Origin of the sequence: Streptomyces xanthophaeus, from assembly GCF_030440515.1 — a bacterium.
GTDB lineage: Bacteria > Actinomycetota > Actinomycetes > Streptomycetales > Streptomycetaceae > Streptomyces > Streptomyces kutzneri.
Genome location: NZ_CP076543.1, coordinates 2,366,689 through 2,391,759 on the forward strand (window position 1 = coordinate 2,366,689; position 25,071 = coordinate 2,391,759).

General features: G+C 67.0%; 12 protein-coding genes, 1 tRNA gene and 3 rRNA genes. 3 read left to right on the forward strand and 13 right to left on the reverse strand.

The window, feature by feature from the left end:
* Nucleotides 1–141: 141 nt before the first annotated feature.
* The 3 genes from KO717_RS09960 to KO717_RS09970 all read right to left on the reverse strand — a co-directional run bounded on the left by KO717_RS09960 (nucleotide 142) and on the right by KO717_RS09970 (nucleotide 9,557).
* A complete protein-coding gene (locus KO717_RS09960; protein WP_301366040.1) occupies nucleotides 142–2,949 on the reverse strand; it encodes an FtsK/SpoIIIE family DNA translocase in 2,808 nt (935 codons plus the stop codon).
* 115 nt (nucleotides 2,950–3,064) lie between these two features.
* Nucleotides 3,065–3,748, reverse strand: a complete 684-nt coding sequence (locus KO717_RS09965; protein ID WP_189738679.1) for a response regulator — start codon at nucleotides 3,746–3,748, stop codon at nucleotides 3,065–3,067.
* A gap of 274 nt (nucleotides 3,749–4,022) precedes the next feature.
* Nucleotides 4,023–9,557, reverse strand: a complete 5,535-nt coding sequence (locus KO717_RS09970; protein WP_301366043.1) for a HAMP domain-containing protein — start codon at nucleotides 9,555–9,557, stop codon at nucleotides 4,023–4,025.
* A gap of 168 nt (nucleotides 9,558–9,725) precedes the next feature.
* Here KO717_RS09970 and KO717_RS09975 point away from each other — a divergent pair, with 168 nt between their 5' ends.
* Nucleotides 9,726–12,311, forward strand: coding sequence for a SpoIIE family protein phosphatase (locus KO717_RS09975; RefSeq protein WP_301366044.1), 2,586 nt, complete (start codon nucleotides 9,726–9,728; stop codon nucleotides 12,309–12,311).
* A gap of 93 nt (nucleotides 12,312–12,404) precedes the next feature.
* Here the strand turns inward: KO717_RS09975 and KO717_RS09980 are convergent, their stop codons facing one another.
* The 8 genes from KO717_RS09980 to thyX form a co-directional block, all read right to left on the reverse strand.
* Nucleotides 12,405–13,019 carry an HdeD family acid-resistance protein gene (locus KO717_RS09980; RefSeq protein ID WP_301366046.1) on the reverse strand — a complete coding sequence of 205 codons (615 nt, stop codon included), beginning with the start codon at nucleotides 13,017–13,019 and terminating at the stop codon, nucleotides 12,405–12,407.
* A gap of 215 nt (nucleotides 13,020–13,234) precedes the next feature.
* A tRNA-Thr gene (locus KO717_RS09985) sits at nucleotides 13,235–13,310 on the reverse strand.
* Nucleotides 13,311–13,315: 5 nt separating this feature from the next.
* Nucleotides 13,316–13,432: ribosomal RNA gene (rrf, locus tag KO717_RS09990) — 5S ribosomal RNA — on the reverse strand.
* A gap of 76 nt (nucleotides 13,433–13,508) precedes the next feature.
* A 23S ribosomal RNA gene (locus KO717_RS09995) occupies nucleotides 13,509–16,631 on the reverse strand.
* A gap of 282 nt (nucleotides 16,632–16,913) precedes the next feature.
* Nucleotides 16,914–18,438: ribosomal RNA gene (locus KO717_RS10000) — 16S ribosomal RNA — on the reverse strand.
* Together the 16S, 23S and 5S rRNA genes with 1 tRNA gene alongside form the textbook arrangement of a ribosomal RNA operon.
* Before the next feature lie 616 nt (nucleotides 18,439–19,054).
* Nucleotides 19,055–20,740 carry a ribonuclease J gene (locus tag KO717_RS10005; protein ID WP_033223048.1) on the reverse strand — a complete coding sequence of 562 codons (1,686 nt, stop codon included), beginning with the start codon at nucleotides 20,738–20,740 and terminating at the stop codon, nucleotides 19,055–19,057.
* Nucleotides 20,741–20,864: 124 nt separating this feature from the next.
* On the reverse strand, nucleotides 20,865–21,764 hold the full coding sequence (dapA, locus tag KO717_RS10010; RefSeq protein WP_301366049.1) for a 4-hydroxy-tetrahydrodipicolinate synthase: 900 nt from the start codon (nucleotides 21,762–21,764) through the stop codon (nucleotides 20,865–20,867).
* Nucleotides 21,765–21,964: 200 nt separating this feature from the next.
* Nucleotides 21,965–22,705, reverse strand: coding sequence for an FAD-dependent thymidylate synthase (gene thyX / locus KO717_RS10015; protein ID WP_030011069.1), 741 nt, complete (start codon nucleotides 22,703–22,705; stop codon nucleotides 21,965–21,967).
* Between the two features lie 244 nt (nucleotides 22,706–22,949).
* Here thyX and KO717_RS10020 point away from each other — a divergent pair, with 244 nt between their 5' ends.
* Nucleotides 22,950–23,189, forward strand: coding sequence for a hypothetical protein (locus tag KO717_RS10020; RefSeq protein WP_301366050.1), 240 nt, complete (start codon nucleotides 22,950–22,952; stop codon nucleotides 23,187–23,189).
* 48 nt (nucleotides 23,190–23,237) lie between these two features.
* Nucleotides 23,238–23,804 carry a hypothetical protein gene (locus KO717_RS10025; protein WP_301366052.1) on the forward strand — a complete coding sequence of 189 codons (567 nt, stop codon included), beginning with the start codon at nucleotides 23,238–23,240 and terminating at the stop codon, nucleotides 23,802–23,804.
* Nucleotides 23,805–23,839: 35 nt separating this feature from the next.
* Here the strand turns inward: KO717_RS10025 and KO717_RS10030 are convergent, their stop codons facing one another.
* On the reverse strand, nucleotides 23,840–24,292 hold the full coding sequence (locus KO717_RS10030) for a hypothetical protein (RefSeq protein WP_301366054.1): 453 nt from the start codon (nucleotides 24,290–24,292) through the stop codon (nucleotides 23,840–23,842).
* A gap of 15 nt (nucleotides 24,293–24,307) precedes the next feature.
* Complete coding sequence (dapB, locus tag KO717_RS10035) at nucleotides 24,308–25,060, reverse strand: 4-hydroxy-tetrahydrodipicolinate reductase (RefSeq protein WP_301366056.1); 753 nt, start codon at nucleotides 25,058–25,060, stop codon at nucleotides 24,308–24,310.
* Nucleotides 25,061–25,071 lie beyond the last annotated feature (11 nt).

The window sequence follows — 25,071 nt, forward strand, 5'->3', positions numbered from 1 at the left end:
TGCACTCCCTACGCCATCCGAATGGCGAAGGGAGGTCATGCTCGGGTGCGGCGGCCCGGCGCTGTGAGCGATCTCGTGCGCCTACCGCCACCTCTCTTCAACTTGACGCGGGCCCAAGGGAAACGGTTGCCCGGAATTTCATTACGGATGGGCCTCGCCGCGGATGACGGCGAGCACTCCGTCCAGGTCATCGGCCTTCAGCAGGACGTCGCGCGCCTTCGAACCCTCGCTCGGGCCGACGATTCCCCGCGACTCCATGAGGTCCATGAGCCGCCCGGCCTTCGCGAACCCCACCCGCAGCTTGCGCTGGAGCATCGAGGTGGACCCGAACTGCGTGGAGACCACCAGCTCCGCCGCCTGGCAGAGCAGGTCCAGGTCGTCGCCGATGTCCTCGTCGATCTCCTTCTTCTGCTTCTGCCCGACGGTGACGTCGTCCCGGAAGACGGGCGCCATCTGGTCCTTGCAGTGCTGGACGATCCCGGCGATCTCGTCCTCGGTGACGAAGGCGCCCTGCAGACGCACCGGCTTGTTCGCACCCATCGGCAGGAACAGCCCGTCGCCCTTGCCGATCAGCTTCTCGGCGCCGGGCTGGTCCAGGATGACCCGGCTGTCGGCGAGCGAGGAGGTGGCGAAGGCCAGGCGCGAGGGCACGTTCGCCTTGATCAGGCCGGTGACCACGTCCACCGAGGGCCGCTGGGTGGCGAGCACCAGGTGGATGCCGGCCGCGCGGGCCAGCTGCGTGATGCGGACGATCGAGTCCTCGACGTCGCGCGGGGCCACCATCATCAGGTCGGCGAGCTCGTCGACGATCACCAGCAGGTACGGGTACGGGCTGAGCTCCCGCTCGCTGCCCGGCGGCAGTTTGATCTTGCCGTCCCGGATGGCCTGGTTGAAGTCGTCGATGTGCCGGTAGCCGAAGGCGGCCAGGTCGTCGTAGCGCAGGTCCATCTCGCGCACGACCCACTGGAGCGCCTCGGCGGCCCGCTTGGGGTTGGTGATGATCGGCGTGATCAGGTGCGGGATGCCCTCGTACGCCGTCAGCTCGACCCGCTTGGGGTCCACGAGGACCATCCGGACGTCCTCCGGGGTGGCCCGGACCATCACCGAGGTGATCAGGCAGTTGATGCAGGAGGACTTGCCGGAACCGGTGGCACCGGCGACCAGCACGTGCGGCATCTTGGCGAGGTTGGCCATGACGTAGCCGCCCTCGACGTCCTTGCCCAGCGCGACCAGCATCGGGTGGTCGTCCTCGGCCGCGTCCGCGAGGCGCAGCACGTCACCGAGGTTGACCATCTCGCGGTCGGTGTTCGGGATCTCGATGCCGACCGCGGACTTGCCCGGGATCGGACTGATGATCCGGACGTCCGGCGAGGCCACCGCGTAGGCGATGTTCTTGGTCAGCGCGGTGATCCGCTCGACCTTGACCGCGGCGCCCAGGGTGACCTCGTACCGGGTCACGGTCGGCCCCCGGGTGAAGCCGGTGACGTCCGCGTCGACCTTGAACTCGGTGAACACGTTGCGCAGCGAGGCGACCACCGCGTCGTTGGCGGCGCTGCGCGTCTTGCCGGGCCCGCCCTTCTCCAGCAGGTCGAGCGAGGGCAGCGCGTACGTGATGTCCCCGCGCAGCTGGAGCTGCTCGGCGCGCGGCGGCAGCGCCTGGGTCTGCGGCGGGGCCTTGGTCAGGTCGGGCACCGACAGCGTCCCGGAGGCCGCGGCGGTGGTGGCGTGCGGCTGCCCTGCGGCGGGGTCGGAGGCACGCGCTGCGACGCTCCCGGGGGCGCTCGCCGGGGTGGTGTCCGGTACGGGACGCTCCGCGCGGGCGGTCGGCACCGGAGCGGTGAGCTCCGCGCCGTCGCGCTCGGCGGTGATCCCCTGCGTGAGGTCGGCGACGAGCGGGGAGGGCGGCATTCCGCCGTAGACCGCCCCGTCCAGCGCGGCGGCGGCCGCCGCGGCCACGTCGACGGCGTCCATCCCCCGCTCCATGGCGGGCCGGGCCGGGGTCCTGCGCGGCCTGCGCCGCCGGGCGAGCGCCTCCTCCTCGGCCTCGTCGGCCGGGTCGCCGGAACCCTCACCGGCTCCGCCACGGGCCCGCCACTGCTCCGGGTCGTGCCGCTCGCCGGCGGCGCCCTCGGCCTCGCCGTAGCCCTCGTCGTACTCGTTCGGGGCGATGATCCCGAGCCGGATGCCGAGCCTGCGCAGCCGCTGCGGGATCGCGTTGACCGGGGTCGCCGTGACCACGAGCAGCCCGAAGATCGTGAGCAGCACCAGCATGGGCACGGCCAGCGGCGCGCCCATGGTGAAGATCAGCGGCTTGGAGGCGCCCCAGCCGATGAGCCCGCCCGCGTTCTGCATCGCGGTGGTGCCCTCGTCCCGGCCGGGCGCCCCGCAGGCGATGTGGACCAGGCCCAGGACGCCGATGACGAGGGCGGACAGCCCGATGCCGATGCGGCCGTTGGCATCGGTCTGCTCGGGATGGCGGATGAAACGCACCGCCATGACGCCGAGCAGGATCGGCACGAGCAGATCCAGCCGTCCGAAGAGACCGGTGATCAGCATCGTGACCAGATCCCCGACGGGACCGCTCAGATTCGACCAGGTACCGGCGGCGACGATCAGCGCGAGGGCGAGCAGCAGCAGTGCCACGCCGTCCTTGCGGTGCGCGGGGTCGAGGTTCCTGGCCCCCTGGCCGATCCCGCGGAAGACGGCGCCGACCGCGTGCGCGCAGCCCAGCCAGACGGCGCGCACCAGCCGCACCACGCCCCCGGTCGGGGAGGGCGCGGGCTTGGCCGCGACCTTCTTGACCGGGGCCCGCTTGGCGGCCGCGGCCTTCTTGGCCGGGGGCTTGCGCGCGGGCGCAGCCTTCTTCGCCGGCGCCGTCGTACGGCCGGTGCGGCCCTTCGCGGTGCCCGCGGTGCTCTGGGAACCCTTACCGGACGTACGTGAGGCCATGGGCCCGAGGTTACCGGTGCGCGCGCCGGTGGACACGCGTGCCCACCCCTTCACCCGTTCGTGTCGTCGGCTCCGTAGGCGCTTTGACACACCGCCAGTACGGACCCGCGCACGGTCAGTTCTGCGCGGGCAGGACCGAGGCCCCTCCGGCGGTCCCGGGCTCCAGCGCGTCGAGTGCCCTCCGCAGCCCGGTGAGTTTGCGCTCCAGGTGGGCCGCGGTCGCCACCACGCCGGCGTCGGCCGAGTCCTCGCCGAGCTGCTTGGTCAGCGCCTCGGCCTGCTCCTCGACCGCCGCGAGCCGGGCGGAGAGCTCCGCCAGCAGTCCGGCCGTCTCCTTGCCGGCGTCCACGCCGTTGGAGCTGCCGCCCTCCAGCTGGAGCCGCAGCAGAGCCGCCTGCTCCCGCAGTTGGCAGTTCTTCGTGTACAGCTCCACGAAGACCGAGACCTTGGCCCGCAGCACCCACGGGTCGAAGGGCTTGGAGATGTAGTCGACCGCACCCGCCGCGTAGCCGCGGAACGTGTGGTGCGGACCATGGTTGATCGCGGTGAGGAAGATGATCGGGATGTCCCGGGTCCGTTCCCGCCGCTTGATGTGCGCGGCCGTTTCGAATCCGTCCATGCCCGGCATCTGGACATCCAGCAGGATGACCGCGAAATCGTCCGTCAGCAGCGCTTTGAGCGCTTCCTCCCCCGACGACGCCCGGACCAGTGTCTGATCGAGCGCGGAGAGGATGGCCTCCAGCGCCAGCAGATTCTCCGGCCGGTCGTCGACCAGGAGGATCTTGGCCTTCTGCACCATGCCCTGTCCTCCTCGCCCCGGCATGGGGCCTCCCCGGCTCCGGGCTCCGGCCTGTGCGCCGGGCCCCGCCCCAGAGGACGGCATCCTTGCGCCGTCCGTCCTTGTGCCGGTCATCGTAGCCCCAGTCCCGAGATCGCCACACCCTGTCACCGAGATGTCACTGTGCACGAAGCGGAAACGCGGTGGGAGAGCAGAAGGTTCCCCGTTCACAGCCCTCTCACACCGCTCCGGGCGCACTGGGTCGGCGATCGGTGTCCTTCCGCTCTCCCGGCGATCATTTGCCGCGCATCCACTGCTCCATCACCGACAGCAGGTAGTCCGGATCGACCGGCTTGGTGACGTAATCGGAGGCACCGGAGTCGATCGCCTTCTCCCGGTCCCCCTTCATCGCCTTCGCCGTCAGCGCGATGATCGGCAGGCCGGCGAACTGCGGCATCCGCCGGATCGCCGAGGTCGTCGCGTACCCGTCCATCTCGGGCATCATGATGTCCATCAGTACGACCGTCACATCGTCGTGCTGCTCCAGGACTTCGATGCCCTCCCGCCCGTTCTCCGCGTACAGCACGGCCAGTCCGTGCTGCTCCAGCACGCTGGTGAGCGCGAAGACGTTGCGTACGTCGTCGTCGACGATGAGCACCTTCTCGCCGTGGAAGTCGTACGTCCGGGGCACCACCGGAAGCTCCTCGTCCGCGCTGCCCCAGCCGTCCTCGGCCCCCACCACGTTCGGCTGGCCCGGCACCGCCGTACGCGGCTCCAGGTCGCTCGCCGCCTTGCGCCGCCGCCGGAACAGCGCGGCCCCGCCGCCCTGCCCCTGCCCGGCCGGCTCGGCCGCCGACAGCGCCGGCCGCACCGGCTGCGCCTGCACCGACGGCATGGCCGCCGGCCCGGCCTGGGTGCCCGGCAGCGAGGGCCGACCCCCGTCCAGGGACCTGCGGTACAGCTCCCCACGGGCGCCGCCCGGGGTCGGCGGCGCGTACCCCTGCGGAGGCAGCTCGCTCGGGTGCAACGGCAGGTACAGCGTGAAGGTGGACCCGCGGCCGGGCTCGCTGGCCGCATGGATCTCCCCGCCCAGCAGCCGGGCGATCTCCCGGCTGATGGACAGCCCCAGCCCGGTGCCGCCGTACTTGCGGCTCGTCGTCCCGTCCGCCTGCTTGAACGCCTCGAAGATCACCAGCATCTTGCTCGCGGCGATCCCGATCCCGGTGTCGGTGACCGAGAAGGCGATCAGGTCCGCGTCCGCCTCCCGCAGCGAACCGGCCTCCAGCAGCTGCTCGCGGATCGCGGTGGGCACATCGGCGCCGGCCGGCCGGATCACCAGCTCCACCGCCCCGGTGTCGGTGAACTTCACCGCGTTGGACAGCAGGTTGCGCAGCACCTGCAGCAGCCGCTGCTCGTCGGTGTGCAGCGTGGCGGGCAGCTCCGGGGAGACCCGTACCGAGAAGTCCAGCCCCTTCTCCGCCGTCAGCGGCCGGAAGGTCGCCTCCACGTAGTCCACGAGCTGGACCAGAGCGATCCGGGTCGGCGAGACGTCCATCTTCCCGGCCTCGACCTTCGACAGGTCGAGGATGTCGTTGATCAGCTGCAGCAGGTCCGAACCCGCGCCGTGGATGGTCTCGGCGAACTCCACCTGCTTCGGAGAGAGGTTCCCCTCCGCGTTGTCGGCGAGCAGCTTGGCCAGGATCAGCAGCGAGTTGAGCGGGGTCCGCAGCTCGTGCGACATGTTCGCCAGGAACTCGGACTTGTAGCGCATCGAGACCGCGAGCTGCTCCGCGCGCTCCTCCAGGACCTGCCGGGCCTCCTCGATCTCGGTGTTCTTCACCTCGATGTCCCGGTTCTGCTGGGCCAGCAGCTCGGCCTTCTCCTCCAGTTCCGCGTTGGCGGCCTGCAGGGCCTTCTGCCGGTTCTCCAGCTCGTCGGAGCGCTCGCGCAGCTGCTCGGTCATCTCCTGCGACTGCTTCAGCAGCATCTCCGTCTTGGAGTTGACACTGATGGTGTTGACGCTCGTACCGATCATCTCGGCGATCTGGCTGAGGAAGTCCTTCTGGATCTGGGTGAAGGGCGTGAAGGAGGCCAGCTCGATGACGCCGAGCACCTTCCCCTCGAAGAGCACCGGCAGCACGATCACATGCGCCGGCGGCGCCTCGCCCAGCCCCGAGGAAATCTTCAGGTAGCCCGGCGGGGTGTTCTCGACGAGGATCATCCGCTTCTCCTCGGCGACCGCCCCGATCAGCCCCTCCCCCGGCCGGAAGGAGATGGGCATCTGGCCGCCCGCGTACGCGTAACTCCCGCGCATCCGCAGCTCGTACGAGCCGTCCGCACCCCCCTCCGTCCCGATCTCGGTGGTACCGCCGGCCGGCAGCGCCAGGAAGAAGGCGCCGTGCTGCGCGGAGACCACCGGGGTCAGCTCGCTCATGATCAGCGAGGCGACGTCGTCGAGCTCCCGGCGGCCCTGCATCAGGGCGGAGATCCGGGCGAGGTTGCCCTTGAGCCAGTCCTGCTCCTTGTTGGCCAAGGTCGTGTCACGCAGGTTCGCGATCATCGTGTTGATGTTGTCCTGGAGGACCTGGATCTCGCCCGCCGCGTCCACGTCGATCTTCAGGTTGAGGTCACCGCGGGTCACCGCGGTGGCCACGGCCGCGATCGCGCGCACCTGCCGGGTGAGGTTCCCGGCCATCTCGTTCACGGACTCGGTCAGGTCCCGCCAGGTGCCGTCGACGTCCCGGACCCGGGCCTGACCGCCCAGGATGCCCTCGGTACCCACCTCACGGGCCACCCGGGTGACCTGGTCGGCGAAGGAGGACAGCTGGTCGACCATCGTGTTGATGGTGGTCTTGAGCTCCAGGATCTCGCCGCGGGCATCGATGTCGATCTTCTTGGTCATGTCGCCCTTGGCGATGGCGGTCGTGACCATGGCGATCTGCCGCACCTGACCGGTGAGGTTGGAGGCCATGAAGTTCACCGAGTCGGTGAGGTCCTTCCACGTCCCCGAGACGCCCGGCACGTGCGCCTGACCGCCGAGGCGGCCCTCCGTACCCACCTCGCGGGCCACCCGGGTCACCTCGTCCGCGAACGAGGACAGCGTCTTCACCATCGTGTTGACCGTGTCGGCGAGCTGCGCGACCTCGCCGCGCGCCTCGACCGTGACCTTCTTCGTCAGGTCGCCGTTGGCGACCGCCGCCGAGACCTGCGAGATGTTGCGCACCTGGGAGGTCAGGTTGTTGGCCATCAGGTTGACGTTGTCGGTGAGGTCCTTCCAGATGCCCGTCACCCCGCGCACCCGGGCCTGGCCGCCGAGGATGCCCTCGGAGCCCACCTCGCGCGCCACCCGCGTCACCTGCTCCGCGAAGGAGGACAGCTGGTCCACCATCGTGTTGACGGTGGTGACCAGTTCGAGGATCTCGCCCTTGGCATCGACAGTGATCTTCTTGGAGAGGTCGCCCATGGCCACGGCCGTGGTCACCTCGGCGATGTTGCGCACCTGGGACGTCAGGTTGTTCGCCATGAAGTTGACGGACTGGGTGAGGTCCTTCCAGGTACCGGAGACCCCCTTCACCTCCGCCTGACCGCCGAGGATGCCCTCGGTACCCACCTCGCGCGCCACCCGCGTCACCTGCTCCGCGAAGTTCGAGAGCTGGTCGACCATCGTGTTGAGGGTGTTCTTCAGCTCCAGGATCTCGCCCCGGGCGTCCACGTCGATCTTCTGCGACAGGTCACCGCGGGCCACCGCCGTCGCGACCTGCGCGATGTTGCGCACCTGCGAGGTCAGGTTCCCGGCCATGCCGTTCACCGAATCCGTCAGGTCCCGCCATACGCCGGCCACCCCGGGCACCTGCGCCTGACCGCCGAGGCGGCCCTCGGTACCCACGTCGCGGGCCACCCGGGTCACCTGCTCGGCGAAGGCCGAGAGCTGGTCGACCATCGTGTTGATGGTGTTCTTCAGCTCCAGGATCTCGCCCCGGGCGTCCACGTCGATCTTCTGCGACAGGTCGCCCCGCGCCACCGCCGTCGTCACCTGGGCGATCTGGCGCACCTGCGAGGTCAGGTTCCCGGCCATGAAGTTGACGGAGTCGGTGAGTTCCTTCCAGGTACCGGACACTCCCTCCACCCGGGCCTGGCCGCCGAGGCGGCCCTCCGTACCCACGTCCCGCGCCATCCGCGTGACCTGGTCGGCGAAGGAGGACAGCTGGTCCACCATCGTGTTGACGGTGTTCTTCAGCTGGAGCATCTCGCCGGAGACGTCCACGGTGACCTTCTGCGACAGGTCACCGTTGGCGACCGCCGTCGTCACCTGGGCGATGTTGCGCACCTGCCCGGTGAGGTTGCGGAAGGCGGTGTTCACCGAGTCGGTGAGGTCCTTCCACGTCCCCGCCGCCCCCGGCACCTGTGCCTGACCGCCCAGTTCACCCTCGACGCCCACCTCACGGGCCACACGCGTCACTTCCGCGCCGAAGGAGGACAGCTGGTCCACCATCGTGTTGACGGTGTTCTTCAACTCCAGCATCTCGCCGGCCACGTCGACCGTGACCTTCTGCGACAGGTCGCCGTTCGCCACCGCCGTCGTCACCTGCGCGATGTCCCGCACCTGCGTGGTGAGGTTGCGGAAGACCGTGTTCACCGAGTCGGTGAGGTCCTTCCACGTCCCCGCCGCCCCCGGCACCTGCGCCTGGCCGCCGAGCAGACCCTTGGCCCCGACCTCGCTGGCCACGCGCGTGACCTCGTCCGCGAAGGTCCGCAGCGTCTCGGTCATCTGATTGATCGTTTCGGCCAGCTGCGCCACCTCGCCGCGCGCGCTGACCCGTACCTTCTGCGACAGGTCGCCGTTCGCGACCGCCGTCGTCACCTGCGCGATGCCGCGCACCTGGGCCGTCAGGTTCCCGGCCATGGTGTTGACCGAATCGGTCAGGTCCTTCCACACACCCGCGACCCCGGGCACCTTCGCCTGGCCGCCCAGCTCGCCCTCGGTCCCTACCTCGCGGGCGACGCGGGTCACCTCGGAGGAGAACGACGACAGCTGGTCCACCATCGTGTTCACGGTGTTCTTCAGCTGGAGCATCTCGCCGGCCACGTGCACCGTGACCTTGCGCGACAGATCGCCCTTGGCGACCGCCGTCGTGACGAGAGCGATGTCACGCACCTGAGCGGTGAGCCGGTACGCCATCGTGTTGACGGAGTCGGTCAGATCCTTCCAGGAACCCGACATCCCGCGCACCTGGGCCTGACCACCGAGCTTGCCCTCGGTACCCACCTCCAGCGCCACGCGCGTCACCTCGTCGGTGAACGCCGACAGCTGGTCGACCAGGTTGTTGACCGTGCGCCCGACCTTCAGGAACTCCCCGCGCAGCGGATGCCCGGCCCCCTCGGCCGCCTGCGTCCGCAGATCCATCCGCTGGTCCAGATCACCCTCGGCCACCGCCGAAAGCACCCGGCCCACCTCGGACACCGGCCGGGCCAGATCGTCCACCAGCTGGTTCGAGGCATCGATCGCGGCCGCCCAGGAACCCTCACAGGCGCCCGTTTCCAGCCGTTCGCTCAGCTTGCCCTCGCGGCCCACCATCCGCCGCACCCGGGACAGCTCCCCGGTCAGGTGGAGATTCCGGTCGGCGACCTCGTTGTAGACGGCGGCGATCTCCGCCATCACGCCCTCGCCGGACACCGTCAACCGCTTGCGGAAATTCCCGTCCCGCATCGACACCAGGGCCGTGAGCAGCCGGTTCAGTGCGGCGGTATCGACCTCCGTCGTGCCACTGCGCCGGGAACGTCCGCCCTTCGGCCGCGTTCCCGTACGCCGTACCGCTGCGCCAGACTCCACCGTGTCCCTCCCGAAAGGGTCGACCACTTTTCCACCGGACGCCTGACTCGTCACAAGCCGGCTCTGCAAGCCTGCCCAGTGTTTCACCCTGGCCGAACCCGGCCATAACACTTCGGCACCATCGCACACCCGCCGTACCCTGCGGGTGGAATCCCCGACGACGGCACCATGCCGACCGCGAAGGTAAGTAACCTGGCACCCGATGTCCAACCGCGTCGAAGGAGACTCGTGATCACGGCACGGGCGGCTGCCAGCTTCGATCCCCTCGGGCGCTCGGTCGCCGCCGCCCGCGGGTTCGTCCGCGACACCCTGCACGGCTGGGGCTTCGCGGACATCGTCGACGACGCGGTGGTCCTCACCAGCGAGCTCGTCACCAATGCCGTGGTCCACGCCGGCACCCGGGCCGAGGTCCTGTGCCTGCGCGCCGACGGCGGCGTACGGGTCGAGGTCGCCGACCGGTACCCGGAGCGCGAGCTCCCGCTCCAGCACCCCGGCGAGCGCCCCTACGCCGACCCCGACCGCGAGAACGGCCGCGGCCTGATGCTGTGCGCCGCCCTCGCCACCCGCTGGGGCGTCGAGTACACCGCCACCCACAAGCACGTGTGGTTCCGCCTGGACCTGCCAGACCGGCCGGTCGGTACCCGCTCCGCAGGCCCCGTCGTCCCCGACCAGCTGCTGCCCCTGGCCGACAGCCGGGTCCGCGTCGCCGTCCTCCAGATCGACTCGGCCGACTCCATCTCCGCATGGAACGAGGACGCCGAGCACATCTTCGGCCACCCCGCCGAGAAGGCACTCGGCCGCCCCCTCGCCGAGCTCGCCGCCTGGCCCCAGACCCCCGGCACCGGAACCGGCATCGCCGAGGCCCTGCGCCTGTCCCGCTGGGAGGGCAGCTACGGCGTCCGCGGCGCCGACGGCCGCGTCATCCCCGTCTTCGCCTCACACCTGCGGGTCCGTGACGCCCACGGCGAACCGTCCATCGTCTGCCTCCTCGTCCACGACGACGAGCGCGCCCTGCTCCAGACCCCCGTGCGGGTGCCCACCTCCGACAGCGGCCACTTCACCGATCCCCGCCCCACGGACCCCTTCGAGGTCTTCATCGGCTCCCCCGCCCCCGACGACCTCGACGGGCTCCTCCAGCGCACCGTGGAGCGCGCCCGCGACCTCCTCGACGCCGACGCCGCCTTCCTGCTGCTCGCCACCGACGACGAGACGGAGCTGGAGGTCCGCGCCACCACCGGCCTGCCCTCCACGCGCCAGCGCTTCGCCCGCGTCCCCGTCGAGGCCGGCACCAACCGCTACGGCTCCGCCCGCATGCCCGCCGTCCACGACGACCTCGTCGCCTCCCCCGGAGCCGTACCGCTCCTGGAGGCCACCGGCATGCGCTCCGCCGTCACCGTCCCCCTCAAGGTGGAGGGACGCCTCACCGGCTCGCTCGGCGTCGCCGCCGAGACCCCCGGCCGCTACTCCAACGAAGAGGCCCTGCACCTCCAGTTCGCCGCCGACCGCATCGCCCTCGCCGTCGAGTCCGCCCGCCTCGGCGAACTGGAACGACTGCGCCGCGGCTCCCTCTCCTTCCTCGTCGAGGCCTCCGACCTGCTGGCCGGCACCCTCGACCGGGACCAGACCCTGGCCCTGATGGCCCAGATGACCGTCCCGACGCTCGCCACCTGGTGCGCCGTCTACACGATCGCCGACCAGTCCTCCGATCCGTACCTCTCCTACGTCCTCCACGAGGACGAGGAGCGGATCGACGGTCTGAAGGACCTGCTGTCCCGCGTCAGCCCGCCCGAACCGGTCCGCGAGGCCGGCGCCCGCCCGTGGGCCGAGGCGACCCTCGCGGTCGGCGGCGAGACCGTGGTCCTCCCCCTCCTGGCCCGCAACCGCGTGATCGGCATGCTCACCCTCGGCAAGCCGCGCGAGGAACACTTCCGTCAGGAGATCCTCGAACTCGCCGAGGACCTTTCCCGCCGCGCCGCCCTGGCCCTCGACAACGCCCGCCTCTACTCCGAGCGCACCGCGATCAGCCGCTCCCTCCAGCGCAGCCTGCTGCCGCCCGGCTCTCCGGCGATCCCCGGCATGGAGGTCGAGGTCATCTACCGCGCGGCCGGCGAGGGCAACGAGGTCGGCGGCGACTTCTACGACGTCTTCCCGATCCGCGACGGCGCGTACGGCTTCGCCATCGGCGACGTCTGCGGTACGGGCCCGGAGGCGGCCGCCGTCACCGGCCTCGCCCGGCACGCACTGCGCCTGCTGGCCCGCGAGGGCCTCGGCGGCCCCGCGGTCCTCGAACGCCTCAACGCGGCCATCCTCGACGAGGGCGCCCGCAGCCGCTTCCTCACCCTCCTCTACGGCGAGCTCCACCCCCAGCCCGACGGCGGCGCCCTGATGAAGGTGGTCTGCGCCGGCCACCCGCTCCCGCTGCGCCTGCGCCCGAACGGCCAGGTCGACGCGGCCGCGGACCCGCAGCCGCTGCTGGGCGTGATCGAGGACCTGGACCTCTACGAACAGACCCTCACCCTCGACCCCGGCGATGTACTGCTCTGTGTCACCGACGGCGTGACCGAGCGCCGCGAGGGCACCCGCATGCTGGGCGACGACGGCCTCGCCGAGGTCCTCACCACGTGTACGGGCCTCACCGCGGGCGCGGTCGCCTCCCGTGTCCTGCGCGCGGTGGAACGCTTCGCCGCAGAACCCGCGTCGGACGACATGGCGATCCTCGCCTTCCGCGTCCCGGAACAGCGCACCGGCGAATAGGCCGACGGCCGGCGCGTGTCTCCGCAAGAAACCTGGGCCCGGCGTGCGCCGAGCCCAGGTCCAGGAGAGTACGAGTATGTCGGCGCCCGGCGCTCACCCCGGACGGGCCGACGTGACCCGGCGGGTGCCGGAACGCAGCGCGAAGGCCATCACCAGCTCGAACACGCCCAGCAGGACGAGCCAGAGTCCCAGCAGCCGGGTCAGGGCCACCGCGGAGTCCACCGGGAAGCAGAGCACGACGATTCCGGCGACGGCGCCGAGAGCACCCAGACCGAACTGCAGGCCCCGGTGCACAAGGGTGCGGTCGGCGATCGCGGTGAACGCCATGAGCACTCCGGACATCAGCCAGAACACTCCGATGATCAAGCTCAGTGCTCCGATCGTCTGCATCGGATGGCGCAGGACCAGGACGCCCGCCAGGAACGCGAGCATGGCGATCAGGACACCGGCCAGCCGGCTGCCGCCGTCGCTGCTGTGCGAAAAGGCGGTGACGAACCGGAAGGCGCCCGCCACCAGGAACTGCAGACCGATGATGACGGCCAGGATGTGCAGCGTCTCGTCCGGCCAGACGAGCACCAGGATGCCGGGGATCAGGGTCGCGAGGGCGAAGCCGAGCGCCCAGTGCCACGTACTTCCGATGTGCTTGAGGACGTCCTCGGGGTCGCCCTGCGTGTGCTGTGGTGCCGCTGCGTCGGGGGGTACGGTCATCACGCCTCCTGGGCCAGCCGAGCGGCCCGTGGGGGCACCTCGAAGCCGCCGGACGTACCTTATCTACCCTTCACATCCATGGTAGGCAGCTCTGCTACGGCCCGCCCCTCCGGCCTTCGGCGGGCCTCGGCGGCCCAGCCGGGGCCGTACGGCAGGAGCACGTCCGTTCCGGAAAACAAAAAAGGCCCCCGCCAAGTGGCGGGGGCCTTTTTCAGTGGAGCCCTTTAACGGAATCGAACCGTTGACCTTCTCCTTACCATGGAGACGCTCTACCGACTGAGCTAAAAGGGCGGGTTGTTCGGCGGCGTCCTACTCTCCCACAGGGTCCCCCCTGCAGTACCATCGGCGCTGAAAGGCTTAGCTTCCGGGTTCGGAATGTAACCGGGCGTTTCCCTAACGCTATGACCACCGAAACACTATGAAATTTGAACGCTGGCATGAACACAGCTGTTCGTTATTTCAGAACTAACACAGTGGACGCGAGCAACTGAGGACAAGCCCTCGGCCTATTAGTACCAGTCAGCTTCACCCGTTACCGGGCTTCCACATCTGGCCTATCAACCCAGTCGTCTACTGGGAGCCTTACCCTCTCAAGGAGGTGGGAATACTCATCTTGAAGCAGGCTTCCCGCTTAGATGCTTTCAGCGGTTATCCCTCCCGAACGTAGCCAACCAGCCATGCCCTTGGCAGGACAACTGGCACACCAGAGGTTCGTCCGTCCCGGTCCTCTCGTACTAGGGACAGCCCTTCTCAATATTCCTACGCGCACAGCGGATAGGGACCGAACTGTCTCACGACGTTCTAAACCCAGCTCGCGTACCGCTTTAATGGGCGAACAGCCCAACCCTTGGGACCGACTCCAGCCCCAGGATGCGACGAGCCGACATCGAGGTGCCAAACCATCCCGTCGATATGGACTCTTGGGGAAGATCAGCCTGTTATCCCCGGGGTACCTTTTATCCGTTGAGCGACGGCGCTTCCACAAGCCACCGCCGGATCACTAGTCCCGACTTTCGTCCCTGCTCGACCCGTCGGTCTCACAGTCAAGCTCCCTTGTGCACTTACACTCAACACCTGATTGCCAACCAGGCTGAGGGAACCTTTGGGCGCCTCCGTTACCCTTTGGGAGGCAACCGCCCCAGTTAAACTACCCATCAGACACTGTCCCTGATCCGGATCACGGACCGAGGTTAGACATCCAGCACGACCAGAGTGGTATTTCAACGGCGACTCCACAACCACTGGCGTGGCTGCTTCAAAGTCTCCCACCTATCCTACACAAGCCGAACCGAACACCAATATCAAACTGTAGTAAAGGTCCCGGGGTCTTTCCGTCCTGCTGCGCGAAACGAGCATCTTTACTCGTAGTGCAATTTCACCGGGCCTATGGTTGAGACAGTCGAGAAGTCGTTACGCCATTCGTGCAGGTCGGAACTTACCCGACAAGGAATTTCGCTACCTTAGGATGGTTATAGTTACCACCGCCGTTTACTGGCGCTTAAGTTCTCAGCTTCGCAACCCCGAAAGGTCACTAACCGGTCCCCTTAACGTTCCAGCACCGGGCAGGCGTCAGTCCGTATACATCGCCTTACGGCTTCGCACGGACCTGTGTTTTTAGTAAACAGTCGCTTCTCGCTGGTCTCTGCGGCCACCCCCAGCTCACGGAGCAAGTCCGATCACCAGTGATGGCCCCCCTTCTCCCGAAGTTACGGGGGCATTTTGCCGAGTTCCTTAACCATAGTTCACCCGAACGCCTCGGTATTCTCTACCTGACCACCTGAGTCGGTTTAGGGTACGGGCCGCCATGAAACTCGCTAGAGGCTTTTCTCGACAGCATAGGATCATCCACTTCACCACAATCGGCTCGGCATCAGGTCTCAGCCTTAATGAGGGACGGATTTGCCTACCCCTCGGCCTACACCCTTACCCCGGGACTACCACCGCCCGGGCTGGACTACCTTCCTGCGTCACCCCATCGCTTACCTACTACAAGTCTGGTTCGTCGGCTCCACCACTTTCCTTTCCCCGAAGGGTCCGGAACGGCTTCACGGACTTAGCATCGCCTGATTCGATATTGGGCGTTTCAAAGCGGGTACCGGAATATCAACCGGTTGTCCATCGACTACGCCTGTCGGCCTCGCCTTAGGTCCCGACTTACCCTGGGCAGATCAGCTTGACCCAGGAACCCTTAGTCAATCGGCGCACACGTTTCTCACGTGTGTATCGCTACTCATGCCTGCATTCTCACTCGTGAACCGTCCACAACTAGCTTCCGCTGCTGCTTCACCCGGCACACGACGCTCCCCTACCCATCACAGCGGGCGTTGGCCCTATTGCTGCAATGACACGACTTCGGCGGTACGCTTGAGCCCCGCTACATTGTCGGCGCGGAATCACTTGACCAGTGAGCTATTACGCACTCTTTCAAGGGTGGCTGCTTCTAAGCCAACCTCCTGGTTGTCTCTGCGACTCCACATCCTTTCCCACTTAGCGTACGCTTAGGGGCCTTAGTCGATGCTCTGGGCTGTTTCCCTCTCGACCATGGAGCTTATCCCCCACAGTCTCACTGCCGTGCTCTCACTTACCGGCATTCGGAGTTTGGCTAAGGTCAGTAACCCGGTAGGGCCCATCGCCTATCCAGTGCTCTACCTCCGGCAAGAAACACACGACGCTGCACCTAAATGCATTTCGGGGAGAACCAGCTATCACGGAGTTTGATTGGCCTTTCACCCCTAACCACAGGTCATCCCCCAGGTTTTCAACCCTGGTGGGTTCGGTCCTCCACGAAGTCTTACCTCCGCTTCAACCTGCCCATGGCTAGATCACTCCGCTTCGGGTCTAGAGCGTGCAACTCAATCGCCCTATTCGGACTCGCTTTCGCTACGGCTTCCCCACACGGGTTAACCTCGCTACACACCGCTAACTCGCAGGCTCATTCTTCAAAAGGCACGCAGTCACGACCGTCATTCCGAAGAATGACGGCGACGCTCCCACGGCTTGTAGGCACACGGTTTCAGGTACTATTTCACTCCGCTCCCGCGGTACTTTTCACCATTCCCTCACGGTACTATCCGCTATCGGTCACCAGGGAATATTTAGGCTTAGCGGGTGGTCCCGCCAGATTCACACGGGATTTCTCGGGCCCCGTGCTACTTGGGAGATGAGCAAGCAAGCCGCTGATGTTTCGTCTACGGGGGTCTTACCCTCTACGCCGGACCTTTCGCATGTCCTTCGACTACATCAACGGTTTCTGACTCGCCGACCGGCCGGCAGACCGATCAAGCTCATTCCCACAACCCCGCATGCGCAACCCCTGCCGGGTATCACACGCATACGGTTTGGCCTCATCCGGTTTCGCTCGCCACTACTCCCGGAATCACGGTTGTTTTCTCTTCCTGCGGGTACTGAGATGTTTCACTTCCCCGCGTTCCCTCCACACTGCCTATGTGTTCAGCAGTGGGTGACAGCCCATGACGACTGCCGGGTTTCCCCATTCGGACACCCCCGGATCAAAGCTCAGTTGGCAGCTCCCCGGGGCCTATCGCGGCCTCTCACGTCCTTCATCGGTTCCTGGTGCCAAGGCATCCACCGTGCGCCCTTAAAAACTTGGCCACAGATGCTCGCGTCCACTGTGTAGTTCTCAAACAACGACCAGCCACCCATCACCCTGCTCTCGAAGAGAACAAGTTCACTGGGGCCGGCACTGAAGACATGACCTTACGGCCGTACCTTCAGGACCCAACAACGTGCCAAGCATCTCCGTTCGTCCGTCTCCTCTTTCCACGCCGAAGCAGTACTCGAGAACCATCAGACCGAAGATGCCAACTAATCAACGTTCCACCCATGAGCTGACCGTGCAGAACGTTTGTCTGCAATCGGTACTGTGCTCCTTAGAAAGGAGGTGATCCAGCCGCACCTTCCGGTACGGCTACCTTGTTACGACTTCGTCCCAATCGCCAGTCCCACCTTCGACAGCTCCCTCCCTTACGGGTTGGGCCACCGGCTTCGGGTGTTACCGACTTTCGTGACGTGACGGGCGGTGTGTACAAGGCCCGGGAACGTATTCACCGCAGCAATGCTGATCTGCGATTACTAGCGACTCCGACTTCATGGGGTCGAGTTGCAGACCCCAATCCGAACTGAGACCGGCTTTTTGAGATTCGCTCCACCTCACGGTATCGCAGCTCATTGTACCGGCCATTGTAGCACGTGTGCAGCCCAAGACATAAGGGGCATGATGACTTGACGTCGTCCCCACCTTCCTCCGAGTTGACCCCGGCGGTCTCCTGTGAGTCCCCATCACCCCGAAGGGCATGCTGGCAACACAGGACAAGGGTTGCGCTCGTTGCGGGACTTAACCCAACATCTCACGACACGAGCTGACGACAGCCATGCACCACCTGTATACCGACCACAAGGGGGGCACTATCTCTAATGCTTTCCGGTATATGTCAAGCCTTGGTAAGGTTCTTCGCGTTGCGTCGAATTAAGCCACATGCTCCGCCGCTTGTGCGGGCCCCCGTCAATTCCTTTGAGTTTTAGCCTTGCGGCCGTACTCCCCAGGCGGGGAACTTAATGCGTTAGCTGCGGCACCGACGACGTGGAATGTCGCCAACACCTAGTTCCCAACGTTTACGGCGTGGACTACCAGGGTATCTAATCCTGTTCGCTCCCCACGCTTTCGCTCCTCAGCGTCAGTAATGGCCCAGAGATCCGCCTTCGCCACCGGTGTTCCTCCTGATATCTGCGCATTTCACCGCTACACCAGGAATTCCGATCTCCCCTACCACACTCTAGCTAGCCCGTATCGAATGCAGACCCGAGGTTAAGCCTCGGGCTTTCACATCCGACGTGACAAGCCGCCTACGAGCTCTTTACGCCCAATAATTCCGGACAACGCTTGCGCCCTACGTATTACCGCGGCTGCTGGCACGTAGTTAGCCGGCGCTTCTTCTGCAGGTACCGTCACTTTCGCTTCTTCCCTGCTGAAAGAGGTTTACAACCCGAAGGCCGTCATCCCTCACGCGGCGTCGCTGCATCAGGCTTTCGCCCATTGTGCAATATTCCCCACTGCTGCCTCCCGTAGGAGTCTGGGCCGTGTCTCAGTCCCAGTGTGGCCGGTCGCCCTCTCAGGCCGGCTACCCGTCGTCGCCTTGGTGGGCCATTACCCCACCAACAAGCTGATAGGCCGCGGGCTCATCCTTCACCGCCGGAGCTTTCAACCCCCGCCCATGCAGGCAGGAGTGGTATCCGGTATTAGACCCCGTTTCCAGGGCTTGTCCCAGAGTGAAGGGCAGATTGCCCACGTGTTACTCACCCGTTCGCCACTAATCCACCCCGAAGGGCTTCATCGTTCGACTTGCATGTGTTAAGCACGCCGCCAGCGTTCGTCCTGAGCCAGGATCAAACTCTCCATGAATGTTTACCCGTAATCGGGTGCACACATCACTTAGAGCGGGCACGTCATGTCGGAATAAGACCGACGCGCCACAACGTCCTCGCTGTGTTTGTTGCCTGCCAGTGCTCCACAAGGAAGCCCGACAGGTCTTTTTCAAAGGAACCTCATCCACCGAAGTGGACGGGGTATCAACTTCTGGCGTTGATTTTTGGCACGCTGTTGAGTTCTCAAGGAACGGACGCTTCCTTTGTACTCACCCTCGCGGGCTTTCCTCCGGGCTTTCGTTCTGTTCTTGCGTTTCCGACTCTATCAGACTCTTTCGTGTCCGACTTCCTCGGCGCTTTCCAGGTTTTCGCTTTCGCGCTTTCCCTTTCCAGCGGTTCCAACCTTACCAGAACATTTCCGCGCCGTTTCCGGATGGGATTTGAATTGGTGGCCGTTGGAGAGGCCTTTCCCTTTCGGGCGGATCAGACTTTATCAGGTCTCCCTGGGTCTTGATTCCCACCCGCCCGCATGACGCGTCCGGACACACGTGTGTGCCGGGGAGTCGTGCGAGGTGGAGACGTAAACGTACTGGAGCGGGGCCCCCGGATGCAAATCCGGTTGCCCCGCTCCCGTTCGGTCGCTACGACGAGGATCAGACCTCGACGACGACCGGCAGGATCATCGGGCGGCGGCGGTAGCCGTCCGAGACCCACTTGCCCATCGTGCGGCGGATGAGCTGCTGGATCTGGTGCGGCTCGGCCACGCCGTCGGCCGCGGCGCGGGCGATGGCTTCCTCGATCTTCGGGATGACCGAGGAGAAGGCCGAGTCGTCGATGCCGGAGCCGCGGGCCTGGATGTTCGGGCCGCTGACGATCTTGCCCGTGCTGCTGTCCACCACGACGTAGACCGAGATGATGCCCTCGTCGCCGAGGATCTTGCGGTCCTTGAGGTGGACCTCCGTGACATCGCCGACCGAGAGGCCGTCCACGTACACGTAGCCGGCCTGGACCTTGCCGGAGATCCGGGCCTTGCCGTCGATCAGGTCGACGACCACGCCGTCCTCGGCGATGACGATGCGGTCCTTCGGGACACCCGTCATGGCACCGAGCTCTGCGTTGGCGCGCAGGTGGCGCCATTCGCCGTGGACCGGCATCAGGTTCCGCGGCTTGCAGATGTTGTAGAAGTACAGCAGCTCGCCTGCCGAGGCGTGGCCCGAGACGTGCACCTTGGCGTTGCCCTTGTGCACGACGTTGGCGCCCCAGCGGGTCAGGCCGTTGATCACGCGGTAGACCGCGTTCTCGTTGCCCGGGATCAGGGACGACGCCAGGATGACGGTGTCCCCGGGGACGATCCGGATCTGGTGGTCACGGTTGGCCATACGGGACAGGGCCGCCATCGGCTCGCCCTGGGAACCCGTACAGACCAGCACGACCTCGTCGTCCGGCAGGTCGTCGAGGGTCTTGACGTCGACGACGAGGCCGGCCGGGACCTTCAGGTAGCCCAGGTCACGGGCGATGCCCATGTTGCGGACCATCGAGCGGCCGACGAAGGCGACCCTGCGGTCGAATTCGTGGGCGGCGTCGAGGATCTGCTGGATGCGGTGCACGTGGCTGGCGAAGGACGCCACGATGATCCGCTTCTGGGCACTCGCGAAGACCCCGCGGATGGCGTTGGAGATGTCGCGCTCGGGCGGGACGAAGCCCGGGACCTCGGCGTTCGTGGAGTCGGAGAGGAGAAGGTCGATGCCCTCTTCGCTCAGACGCGCGAAGGCGTGCAGGTCGGTGAGGCGGTTGTCCAGCGGGAGCTGGTCCATCTTGAAGTCGCCGGTGGCCACGACCATGCCGGCGCCGGTGCGGATGGCCACGGCCAGGGCGTCCGGGATGGAGTGGTTGACCGCGATGAACTCGCAGTCGAACGGGCCGAGGGCCTCGCGCTCGCCCTCCTTCACCTCAAGGGTGTAGGGGCGGATGCGGTGCTCCTGGAGCTTCGCCTCGATGAGGGCCAGCGTCAGCTTGGAGCCGATCAGCGGGATGTCCGCCTTCTCCCGGAGGAGGTAGGGGACAGCTCCGATGTGGTCCTCGTGGCCGTGCGTGAGGACGATGCCGTCGATGTCGTCGAGGCGGTCCCGGATGGACGAGAAGTCCGGCAGGATCAGGTCGATGCCCGGCTGCTCCTCCTCGGGGAAGAGGACGCCGCAGTCGACGATCAGCAGACGGCCGTCGTACTCGAAGACGGTCATGTTGCGGCCGATCTCGCCGAGACCACCCAGGGGGGTGACTCTGAGGCCGCCCTTGGGCAGCTTCGGCGGCGGACCGAGTTCCGGATGCGGATGGCTCAAAAGTGTCTCCTCACCACGCACGCCACGTACCCCGGAAGGCACGTGGCGCGCATGTCATTCGTGCACTTGCTGTTGTCTGTTCTGTATTTGTTCGTTCGTTCTTATTCAGTTGTGAAGTCTGTTGTCAGAGCTCTACCCCGCCGGCGGCAAGATCGATCTTGAGCTGGGCCGTCTCTTCGGCGGTCAGCTCGATCAGCGGGAGCCGCAGCGGGCCTGCGGGCAGGCCCTGCAGGTTCAGTGCGCCCTTGGTGGTCATCACACCCTGGGTACGGAACATGCCGGTGAAGATCGGGAGCAGCTTCTGGTGGATCTCGGTCGCCTTCTGGACGTCTCCGCCCAGGTGGGCCTCCAGCATGGCGCGCAGCTCGGGGGTGACCACGTGGCTGACCACGGAGACGAATCCGGCCGCGCCGATCGACAGGAGCGGCAGGTTCAGCATGTCGTCGCCCGAGTACCAGGCCAGGCCGCTCTGCGCGATGGCCCAGCTTGCACGGCCGAGGTCGCCCTTGGCGTCCTTGTTGGCAACGATACGGGGGTGCTCGGCCAGCCGGACCAGGGTTTCGGTGTCGATCGGGACACCACTGCGACCGGGGATGTCGTACAGCATCACCGGCAGCCCGGTGGCGTCGGCGATCGCCGTGAAGTGCCGGAAGAGCCCTTCCTGCGGCGGCTTGCTGTAGTACGGGGTGACGGCGAGCAGGCCGTGTGCACCGGTGCGCTCGGCCTGGCGGGCCAGCTCAAGGGTGTGACGGGTGTCGTTGGTGCCGATGCCGGCGACCACGTGGGCGCGGTCTCCGACGGCTTCGAGTACGGCTCGTACGAGGTCGTTTTTCTCCGCGTCGGTGGTGGTCGGCGACTCACCGGTGGTGCCGTTGATGATCAGGCCGTCGTTGCCTGCGTCCACCAGGTGGACGGCGAGCTGCTGCGCGCCGTCGAGGTCGAGTACGCCATCCGCCGTAAACGGCGTGATCATGGCGGTGAGGACCCGCCCGAAGGGGGTCTGCGGAGTCGAGATCGGAGCCATGGGTAACACGCTACTCGCTGCCATGCTCGCGGTGTCCCCTCGGGGGACGTCAACGGGGTGTTGGACGCCGGCACTGCCTGCTCGGGGGTTCAAGCAGTGCCGGGTCCGTTTGATCAGCCTAGATGAACTTTACGAAACGTCGCAATACGGACACTTAGGACTTGACGCCGTACATCTGTACGCCGCGGGTGTACCGGCCCTTACGGGGCAACGCGACCGTTGCCGTTGTAGGCCGCGTACGTCAGCGGCATGAGCTTCGCCCAGTGCTGCTCCATCTTCTCGCCGACCATCTCGATCTCCCGCTGCGGGAAGGACGGGACCGCCGCCAGCTCGTGCTGCGTACGCAGACCGAGGAAGTGCATCAGCGAGCGCGCGTTGCAGGTGGCGTACATCGAGGAGAAAAGACCGACCGGCAGGACCGAACGGGCAACCTCGCGGGCCACGCCCGCGGCGAGCATCTCGCGGTAGGCCTCGTAGGCCTGCACGTACGAGTCCTCCATGACGCGGCCGGTCAGTTCCTGCTGCGCCTGGGTGCCCTCGACGAAGACGTACTTGCCCGGGCGGCCCTCCTGGACCAGCTTGCGCTCGGCGTCCGGGACGTAGAAGACGGGTTCGAGCTCCCTGTAGCGGCCCGATTCCTCGTTGTACGACCAGCCCACGCGGTGGCGCATGAACTCGCGGAAGACGAAGATCGGGGCGCTGATGAAGAAGGTCATCGAGTTGTGCTCGAACGGGCTGCCGTGGCGGTCGCGCATCAGGTAGTTGATGAGGCCCTTGGAGCGCTCCGGGTCCTTCTGCAGCTCCTCCAGCGACTGCTCGCCGGCCGTGGAGACGCGAGCGGCCCACAGCACGTCGGAGTCGGCGGCGGAGTGCTTCACCAGCTCCACCGTCACGTCACTGCGGAAGCTGGGTTTCAGATCTGAAGCGGCGGTTTCGCTCACCGGGGGTCCTTCCAAACGTGCGTCCTGGGGCGCGCCCACTCTACGGCGCCCCTCGCACGGCCTGCGCAGACGCACGCGGCGAGCGGGGCCGCGCGGGGGCCGTGCGACGGCCGTGCACGGCGTCGAACAGCTGACGCACAGCCATGAATTTTTCCTAATGTCCTGAAATCCGGCACCGATTGACGGGCCCGTACGTCCTATCCAGGAGAACGCACGCCCATCCACCCCGAGGAGATTCGCTCTGATGTTCCTCCGGCGCGAACCCGTCCCGTTCGCCTTCCTCTCCGAGGCCGACCGTTTCCGAAGCAACGTCACTCCGCCGCCGCGCGAGCGTCTGGGCAGGACGCAGTTGGTCGCCCGTACTCTGGTCGGACTGACCGTGGTCGCGGGGCTCGCCGGCTCACTGCTCCTCGGTATGCCCGCACTGCAGCCGAGCAAGGCGCCGGAGAAGTCGCAGCAGTCGGAGGCGTCCCAGGGGCGGTAGCCTCACGGGCACAGCCCAACCGAACGTGCATGTGAGTGAGGTCCAGCCGTGCCCCTGCCCTTCTTGACGGCCGACGGCGTATCCGATGTGGATGACGACGGCGACGGCGACGAGATCCTGGCCCATGCCGACCAGGACCGCTGGCGCCGGCCCTACCGGCCCGGCCCCTGGCGCGTGGGCATCGGCGCGCTGCTGCTCCTGCTGTCGGCCTTCATGCTGCTGGCCACGATGATCGTCGCCTTCGCGGGTGGCTGGGGCGGGGCCCTCGTCTGCCTGATCGCCGCCCTCGCGGTCGTCGGGTCGGCGGTACAGACCCTGCGCGTCGGCGTGTGGGTGAGCCCCGCGGGGCTGCGCCGGGTGGGGTTCTTCGTGACCCGCACCACCGCGTGGAGCGAGATCGGCGAGCTCCGTACGGTGCAGCAGCCGGTGCGCTGGCTCGGGCTGCCGAGGACCGTACAGGGGCAGGCGCTGACGATGTCCGCGCAGGGCGGCGCGGAGGCGCCGGTGCTGCTGACCGACCACAACGCCGACTTCCTGTCGCGGACCGAGGCGTTCGACCGGGCCGCCGACACGGTGGGTGCCTGGGCCGACGAGTACCGGCCCGTGGCCGCCTGACCGGCCTGAACCGCCTCCGGAAGCCCGTACGGGGATCAGACCTGTACGGGCTTCTTGTCGTGGAGGGCGATCGCCCGCTGCATCGCCTTGCGCGCCCGCGGGGTGTCCCGGGCGTCGTGGTAGGCGACGGCGAGCCGGAACCAGCTGCGCCAGTCCCCCGGCGCGTCCTCGGTCTCGGCCTTGCGGCGCGCGAAGACCTCGTCGGCGGAGTCCCGCAGGATCCGCCCGTACCTGTCCCGCTCCAGCTCGTCGACGGGCAGCCCGCCCTCGGCCTCCAGCTCGGTCGCGAGGTGGTTGGCCCGCGTGACGAACCGGGTGTTCTGCCAGAGGAACCAGACACCGATGACCGGCAGGATCAGCACGGCCACCCCGAAGGTGACCGTGAGCAGGGTTCCGTGCTCGATCAGCATCAGGCCCCGGCTGCCGACCAGGACGAAGTAGACCACCAGGACGGCGGCCGTGAGGAAGTACGTGATCTTCGCGCGCATCGTGAAATCAGTCCGTCAGCCCAGGTCGAGGAAGTGTTCCAGGCCGAAGGTGAGGCCCGGGGTCTGCGCCACGCGGCGCACACCGAGCAGGATGCCCGGCATGAAGCTGCTGTGGTGCAGGGAATCGTGACGGATGGTCAAGGTCTCGCCCTCGCCGCCGAGGAGCACCTCCTGGTGGGCCAGCAGGCCGCGCAGGCGGACGGCGTGCACCGGGACGCCGTCGACGTCCGCGCCGCGCGCGCCGTCGAGGGCGGTGGCGGTGGCGTCGGGCTGGGCGCCGAGGCCTGCCTCGGCGCGGGCCGCCGCGATGAGCTGCGCCGTACGGGTCGCCGTGCCCGAGGGGGCGTCGACCTTGTTGGGGTGGTGCAGCTCGACGACCTCGACGGACTCGAAGTAGCGGGCGGCCTGGGCGGCGAACTTCATCGTGAGGACCGCGCCGATGGAGAAGTTCGGGGCGATGAGCACACCGGTCTCCGGCGAACCGTCGAGCCAGGTGCCCAGCTGCGCGAGGCGGTCCTCGGTCCAGCCGGTGGTACCGACCACTCCGTGGATGCCGTGACGGATGAGGAAGTCCAGGTTCCCCATCACCGATGCCGGGGTGGTCAGCTCGACCGCGACCTGGGCGCCGGCGTCGGCCAGGGTCTCCAGCTTGTCGCCGCGGCCGAGCGCCGCGACCAGTTCCATGTCCTCGGCGGCCTCGACCGCCTTGACGGCCTCGGCTCCGATCCGGCCCTGGGCGCCGAGGACTGCCACGCGCAGCTTGCTCATATTGCTTCCTT